Source organism: Halorubrum zhoui, assembly GCF_051194155.1.
Taxonomy (GTDB): Archaea; Halobacteriota; Halobacteria; order Halobacteriales; family Haloferacaceae; genus Halorubrum.
Genome location: NZ_JBLZNJ010000002.1, coordinates 453,127 through 460,145 on the forward strand (window position 1 = coordinate 453,127; position 7,019 = coordinate 460,145).

A 7,019-nucleotide genomic window follows, 5' to 3' on the forward strand; every position below is an offset into this window, starting at 1 on the left:
TGAGGTATGGGAACTGCTGCGGTCTCTGCTGTGATCCTCGCCGCAGGGGAGGGCCGCCGGCTCGAGCCACTCACGAATCGGCGGCCGAAACCGATGGTACCGGTCGCCAACCGGCCGTTGCTCGAGCACGTCCTCGAGGCCGTCGTCGCCGCCGGCATCGACCACGTCGTCTTCGTCGTGGGGTACCGCCAGGAGCGCATCCGGAACCACTTCGGCGACGGCGACGCGTGGGGCATCGACGTCGAGTATGTCGAACAATCGACCCAGCTAGGCACGGGCCACGCCGTGTTGCAGGCCGAGCCCGCCGTCAACGGCCCCTTCGTCGTCGTCAACGGCGACCGGATCGTCGACCCGTCGATCGTCACTACGGTGTGTGACCGCGCCGCGTCCGGGGAGACGCCGACCGTCGCTGTCACGCGGGTCGATAACCCGCAAGCGTACGGGGTCGTGAGCCTCGAGGGCGATCGGGTCGTCGCGATCGACGAGAAACCCGACGTGCCCGTCGAGACGGGCCGTATCAACGCCGGCGTGTACGGCTTCTCGCCGGCCATCTTCGAGGCGATCCGCGAGACGACGACTGCCGGCGAACTGACGATCACCGCGACGCTCAACGACGTGGCGTCGGCGGCGGGCGTCTACGCCGTCTCGTACGACGGTCGGTGGCTCGACGTCTCGAACCTCTGGGACCTGCTCGCGGTGAACGCCGCACTCATCGGTGCGGACGAAGCGGCGGGTGAGAGTACGGTCGGCGAGGCAGTGGCGTCCGAGACGACGGGAGCGAACGCGGACTCCGTGTCGGTCGCCGACGACGCCGTCCTCGCGGACACGGTTCGGGTAGGCCCGAACGTAACGCTCGGTGGGGCGACGGCGATCGGACGCAACGCCACCGTCGAAGCAGGGGCCGTCGTCGAGAACGCGGTGGTGTTTCCCGACGCCGTGATCGGCGCCGGCGCAGTCGTTCGCGGTGCGATCGTCGCCGGGAACGCCCGTATCGGTCCCAATGCGACGGTCGCAGGTGAGCCGGCGACGGTCGTCGTCGGCGACGCCGTTCACCACGATGTCGCGCTCTCGGGGGTCGTCGGCGACAACGCGACGATCGGTGCGGGCGCTACCCTCACCGACGGCGCCGTAGTCGGCGACGACGTGGCGGCCGAGGCCGGGGTCGTGGTCGACGGACGCGTCGCGCCGGGTGCGGTCGTCCGGAGGGGGTAATCATGTGTGGAATCATCGGACTCATCGGCGATGTCGACGCGCGCGAAGCGAATGGCGAGCCGGGACCGTCGGTCGGAGACGTCGTCCACCAGGGATTGGCAAATCTAGAGTACCGTGGCTACGACTCCGCAGGTATCGCGCTGGTCGACACGGCAGACGGGCTCACCGTCGCAAAGCAGTCGGGGCAGGTCGACGAGCTCGCCGTGCCCGAGCTGGATGCGGTGACCCACGGGATCGGGCACACCCGGTGGAGCACCCACGGCCCGCCGACGGACGCGAACGCACACCCGCACACCGACTGTGCCGGCGACGTCGCGGTCGTCCACAACGGGATCGTCGAGAACTACGAGACGCTGAAGAACGACCTCGAGGCCGCCGGGCACACGTTCACGAGCGACACCGACACCGAGGTGATCCCGCACCTCATCGAGGACGCGCTGGCGACCGACCCGGACGCCGACTTGCTCGATGCGGTCCGCCGGGTGGAGACCCAGCTGGCGGGCAGCTACGCGATCTGTGCGGTTCGTGAGGGTGACGACCGCATCGTCGTCGCCCGGCGCGGAAGCCCGCTGGTGATCGGGCGGGGAACGGACGCCTCTTTCGTCGCGAGCGACGTGACGGCCTTCCTCGAGCACACCCGCGAAGTGACGTACCTCGAAGACGGCGACGTGGCCGCCCTCAACGCCGGCCGAGTGCAGGTGTTCCACGGCGGTGAGCCGGTCGACCGCGGCGTCGAGACGGTCGAGTGGGAGGCCGACGCGGCCGAGAAGGGCGGCTACGACCACTACATGCGCAAGGAGATCCACGAACAGCCCGAGTCGCTACGGCAGACGCTCGCCGGGCGGTTAGACGTCGAGTCGGGTGACGTCGACCTCGACGTCTCGTTCCCGCCGGGGGTGCTCGCAGACGTCGAGGAGATCCAGATCGTCGCCTGCGGGACGTCGTACTACGCGGGGCGGTACGCCGCCCAGCTGTTCGAGACGTTCGCCGGCGTGCGGGCGACCGTCGAGATCGCGAGCGAGTACGCGTTCGGGGCGGGACGGACGCCAGACCGGACGCTCGTCGTCGCGGTGACCCAGAGCGGGGAGACGGCGGACACGCTCGGCGCGGTTCGGCGGGCGAACGCCGCCGGAGCCCGGACGCTCGCGGTGACGAACACGGTCGGGAGTACGGTCACCCGTGAGACCGACACCACGGCGTACATCCGCGCGGGTCCGGAGATCGGGGTGGCCGCGACGAAGACGTTCGCCTCGCAGGTCGCGACGCTCGCGATGCTCGCGGTGTTGTTCGGTCGCGACCGCGGCGCGCTCGGGGCGGCCGACGCGCGTTCGGTGCTGGAGGACTTGCGAGGACTGCCCGGCGCGGTCCAGCAGGTACTCGACGAAGAAGAGGCGGTGCGGGAGGCTGCTCGCGAGTACGGCGACAGCGAGGCGTTCTTTTTCATCGGGCGGGCACTCGGCGTGCCGGTGGCGCTCGAAGGGGCGTTAAAGCTCAAGGAGATCTCCTACGACCACGCGGAGGGGTTCACCGCCGGGGAGCTCAAACACGGGCCGTTGGCGCTCGTGACGTCGGAGACGCCCGTGCTCGCGGTGTTGACGGAGGGGGCGGACGCCGGCGAGACGATGAACAACGTGACCGAGGCACAAACACGGGGGGCACCGGCGCTCGGATGTGTGTCGGCCGGCGAGGCGTACGGCACGCTCGACGTGTCGTTTTCGGTGCCGAACGTGGGCGTGGTCGAGCCGCTCGTCGCGAACGTGTACCTCCAGCTGTTCGCGTATCACGTGGCGAATGCGAAGGGGCGGGCGATCGACAAGCCGCGGAATCTGGCCAAAAGTGTGACCGTGGAGTGACGAGATCGTTCTCCAGAGACACACGGTTGTTTTTCAGCTGCGTTACATTAAACAGCATACCCGATGGCGGCTGCTCAATCTGCCCTGCCACGGACTTGAGCGCAGAGACAGCACACATATTTGCAGAACCCAAATATATATTGAGAGTGGCCGTCTACACGCACGTATGACCGAGTTCGATCCGGCTCCCACGTCCGACGATACGCAGCGTCGGTGGCAGATGGGGACAGACACGTTCGGTCGCGTCTACGACGTCGTCCTCGGCGTTACCGCTCCGACTCCCTACACCGAGATCGCTGCGCGTGCAGACTGCTCTCCGAATGCCGCAAAAAAGCATCTCGATCGGTTAACAGAGATGGGTATCGCGCGGGCCGAGAGAGACAGCCGCCCGGCAACATACGAACGGAACGAGGGGTATCTCGAATGGCAGGACGCCAGTCGAATCGCAGCCGAACTCCCTATCGAACAGATCATCGACCGCGTGGAGGCGCTCGAAGCCCAGCGAACGGAATACGAAGCGCAGTTCGAGACGACGGATCCAACGGCTGTTACCGTGTTTGACCACGACAGTCACGAAACCATCCACGAGCGAATGACCGCAGTCAGCGAGTGGCAGGGCGTCATTCGGGACATCCGACTGTACGAACTTGCTCGTCAGCTCTCCCAGAACGACGGCCACCTGATTCCGGCCTAGATGAGCCAGCCACCGGAAGACCCGACCGCACGCGCGACGGGGCCACCAGATAGACAGACACTGCGCCTGCTGGAGCGACAGCTGTCGTCAGATTCGCTCGTCGCAGAGACTGCGTTCGACCCGGATGCATACGAACCTCGACTGCTTCGTGGGCTGGTGGACGCTGGGCGATACCCGGGTGCAGTGACGACTGCTCGTCTCGACGTCCGCTGGTTCACGACTGGCGACTTCTCGATTCACTACATCGAAGGACACGAGGACGGAGACCGCTGGGAGTGTTACTGGGACCGGCACCCAATCGCACACAACACCCGGTTGCACTTCCACGAGCCGCCGTCTGCCATCGAGATCATCGACCTCGAACTCCCGTCGCTCCATCCGCTCGAGGTGTATTCCACCATCCTCACGGCCGTAGAGCAACGCACCGAGACAGTATGGTCGTCACGGTGAGCACGCATCACGTCAAGCGAGCGGCCTCGTCGATGAGTTCAGTAGCGGCTTCACGGAGCGTGCCCGTCATATCGTTCATCTGACCACCGGCCGAACCCGGCGAGGAGGTCACGGTCGGTCGAGAACATTCGTTCGAGGACGTCGTTGTAACTCTCGCCCTCCCGCCGCCGCCGCTCGATTTCGCTCTTTACCGCGTCACTGACGCGAATCTGCTCGTTGGCTGTGCCCATTTTACGTTGACGTTGGATGTTGACATACCTATACCTTTTGTCTGCCTGCGATGTCTAGCCAGCGCAGGGCTCTGTGACACCTCAGTTTGAAGGCTACGCTGAGAGACCGGGACACCCTTGTCTAGACACAGAACACGTGACACAGTGGGGTGCCGCTTCGGTCGATTCGGTATCGCACGTGGGTTGTGAGTGTGTGGTTGACATCCTCCCCGCGCTGAAGCGCGAGGCTTTCTGCTTATACGTCCGTAAGACGACCGCACGGCCTCCGGGCTCACGTTGGGCCACTCCCTCCCCAACCGATTCGCTGCGTGTGTGGTAGTGGGTATGTGGACGAGACGACGCTGCGACAGCCGGGCACCACTTACCGCCACACCCTCCCCAACCGATTCGCTCGGTGGCTTCGCCACCTCGCTCATCCCTCGCACGCGCTCGCGAGCCCGCCTGCGGCGCCCTCGCGAGGCGCGCGCCACGGTAGAATGCCGGCGTGTGAGCGAAGTCGTCGGGCCAAAACACGTATTATGTGCACGATAATATTATCGTACGCATAATGATCAACAGAACGGATGAGCTGGCGTGGCTCACGTCACATCTCTCACAGGAGCAACGACAGCTACTGGTCCTGTACGGTCGACGTCGAGTCGGGAAGACCACGTTGGTGACGACTGCACTCGAGGATGTGGACGCGATGTCGGTCTACTACCTGTGTGATCAACGTGGGTCGCGTCACAACGCACAGCGATTTGCGGCTCGGTGTGCCGACGCGTTCGATGATGTTCACCCGGCTGTCGATGACTTCGTAGAGGCGTTTCAGTATCTCACCGCCCGTGTTGACGGACCGTGCATCATCGCACTGGATGAGTTCTCGTATCTTGTGAGCGATGACGACACCATCCCCTCTGTGTTTCAGACAATCGTCGACGATGTCATCGCCGAGACGGCGATCTCACTCGTGCTGTGTGGATCGTCGATCTCGATGATGGAAGAGGGTATATTGAGCTACGAGAGCCCACTGTACGGTCGCAGAACCGGACAATGGAAGCTCACTCCGCTGTCGTTTGCAGACGTTCGTGCGTTCTTCCCGAATACCGACATACAGACGCAGATCCAGATATACAGTGTGTTGGGTGGTGTCCCCGCATATCTCGAACAGTTCGATACTGACCGAGGCCTCTTCGAAAACATCGAGGAAGCAGTGCTCTCGAAGGGCGCATTTCTCTACGAGGAGCCGGAGTTCTTGCTTCGACAAGAACTTCGTGAGCCCGCAACGTACATGGCAATCCTCGAAGCTATCGCCGGTGGCGCAACCCGTGTCACCGAGATCGCCAACGAGATCGGTGCGGATGCAAGCAGCCTCTCACGATACCTCCAGAACCTCACACAGTTAGCGATTCTCGAGCAGGAACACCCAGTCACGGACCCAGACGGTCGTGGGCTGTATCGACTGACAGATGAGTTCCTCCGGTTCTGGTTCCGGTACGTCGCACCGAATCAGGGCACACTCGAGCAGGGGCGGACAGAGCCCGTCCGGGCGGCGATCGCCGAAACGCTCCCGACACACACGAGTCGAACCTTCGAGGCCGTGTGTCAGCAAGCGGTTCAGACGGCCGCGTTTCCTGTGTCCTGCTCGCGGGTCGGCCGCTGGTGGTACAGTGGCGAGGAGATCGACGTCGTCGGACTCAACCACCACACGGACACGCTTCTACTCGGCGAATGCAAGTGGACGTCCGCGCCGGTTGGTCGCGCAGTATTCGATGATCTCACAGCGCTTGCGTCATCCGTTCGGTGGCACGGAGACGATCGGAACGTGAGATACGCCCTCTTTTCGCGTGCCGGATTCACCGACGAGCTACAGACAGTCGCTGACGAGCGTCCTGAGGTGTACCTGTACGGGCTCACCGAACTTGCTGCGCTGTTTGACTGACCATCACGACGTCACAATCGCCCGATAACAATGGACCACACCCTCCCCAACCGATTCTATACGTCTGTGATAACGAGTATGTGGACGAAACGACGCTGCGACAGCCGGGCATCAATTACCGCCACACCCTCCCCAACCGATTCTATACGTATGTGGGAGCAGCTTTGTGACCGAGACGACGCTGCGACAACCGGGCACCACTTACCGCCACACCCTCCCCAACCGATTCGCTCGGTGGCTTCGCCACCTCGCTCATCCCTCGCGCGCGCTCGCGAGTCCGCCTGCGGCACCCTCGTGAGGCGCGCGCCACCGCAGAAGGGTCGTCGACCGGGTGTAGGGAGACCGCTTTGTTACACAGAACCAAGGAGAAAGCCCACGACTTTACTCGTGGGATGAATCCGACAACACACGACACGAACCACGAGCGAGAGCCAGTCCGAGTCTCCCACCTTAATCCATACTTTTAGCAACGGACATTTCGTAGAATTGTGCGATGAAGCGAGCCAACCAGTTCGATGTCCGCCTTCGCTCTGTCAAAGAGCGTGAGGTGTTCGTTCGATGGTTGGATGCTTCTGCGAGTCTCTGGAACGAGACGAACTACGCTCGCCGCCAAGCCTTCCTCGAAGACGATGAAAGCGTCTGGGATGCTGACACTGGCA

The 7,019-nt window shown here is 63.7% G+C and carries 5 protein-coding genes and 1 pseudogene; 5 read left to right on the plus strand and 1 reads right to left on the minus strand.

Annotation, left to right across the window (positions count from 1 at the left end; all coding sequences use genetic code 11):
* Positions 1–6 precede the first annotated feature (6 nt).
* From ACNTAO_RS04060 to ACNTAO_RS04075, 4 genes are all read left to right on the plus strand, one after another.
* On the plus strand, positions 7–1,212 hold the full coding sequence (locus tag ACNTAO_RS04060; RefSeq protein WP_435160666.1) for a sugar phosphate nucleotidyltransferase: 1,206 nt from the start codon (positions 7–9) through the stop codon (positions 1,210–1,212).
* Positions 1,213–1,214: 2 nt separating this feature from the next.
* Positions 1,215–3,065, plus strand: coding sequence for a glutamine--fructose-6-phosphate transaminase (isomerizing) (gene glmS / locus ACNTAO_RS04065; RefSeq protein ID WP_435160667.1), 1,851 nt, complete (start codon positions 1,215–1,217; stop codon positions 3,063–3,065).
* A gap of 166 nt (positions 3,066–3,231) precedes the next feature.
* The gene (locus tag ACNTAO_RS04070) at positions 3,232–3,759 is read left to right on the plus strand and encodes a winged helix-turn-helix domain-containing protein (protein WP_435160668.1); all 528 of its coding nucleotides are present in this window, start codon (positions 3,232–3,234) and stop codon (positions 3,757–3,759) included.
* Positions 3,760–4,209 (plus strand): toxin-antitoxin system TumE family protein, encoded by a 450-nt coding sequence (locus tag ACNTAO_RS04075; protein ID WP_435160669.1) that lies wholly within the window; start codon positions 3,760–3,762, stop codon positions 4,207–4,209.
* A 74-nt stretch (positions 4,210–4,283) separates the two neighbouring features.
* Here the strand turns inward: ACNTAO_RS04075 and ACNTAO_RS04080 are convergent.
* Positions 4,284–4,439 (minus strand): annotated as a pseudogene (locus tag ACNTAO_RS04080) (antitoxin VapB family protein); the annotation flags it as partial.
* 547 nt (positions 4,440–4,986) lie between these two features.
* Here ACNTAO_RS04080 and ACNTAO_RS04085 point away from each other — a divergent pair.
* Positions 4,987–6,360 carry an ATP-binding protein gene (locus tag ACNTAO_RS04085; protein WP_435160670.1) on the plus strand — a complete coding sequence of 458 codons (1,374 nt, stop codon included), beginning with the start codon at positions 4,987–4,989 and terminating at the stop codon, positions 6,358–6,360.
* Positions 6,361–7,019: the final 659 nt, after the last annotated feature.